This is a genomic window from Bacillus cereus group sp. N12 (assembly GCF_016483575.1).
GTDB classification, from domain to species: domain Bacteria; phylum Bacillota; class Bacilli; order Bacillales; family Bacillaceae_G; genus Bacillus_A; species Bacillus_A toyonensis.
This window is the reverse complement of record NZ_JAEHBO010000289.1, coordinates 1-234: the sequence shown is the minus strand read 5'-3', so window position 1 is coordinate 234 and position 234 is coordinate 1. Positions and strand designations below refer to the sequence as shown.

The following is a 234-nucleotide window of genomic DNA, read 5'->3' as shown; positions in this document are numbered from 1 at the left end:
CTATGAAAATAGGTGGACCAGCGGATATTTTAATTGTGCCAAAGCATGTAGCCGGTATTGAAAAAACATTACAGTTAGTAAAGCAATACAAAACGAAGTGGACTGTAATTGGGCGCGGTTCAAACCTTCTTGTATCTGATCAAGGCATAGAAGGTGTTGTTATTCGTTTAGGAGAAGGATTAGATCACTTAGAGGTCGAAAAACATAAGGTAAGAGTTGGTAGTGGATATCCTC

At 38.9% G+C, this 234-nt stretch carries 1 protein-coding gene; it reads left to right on the top strand.

The genetic code is table 11. The features are described 5' to 3' along the window. Positions 1 to 234: FAD-binding protein (locus tag JDS92_RS30525; RefSeq protein WP_199633074.1), on the top strand; the 234-nt coding region annotated here is incomplete at both ends.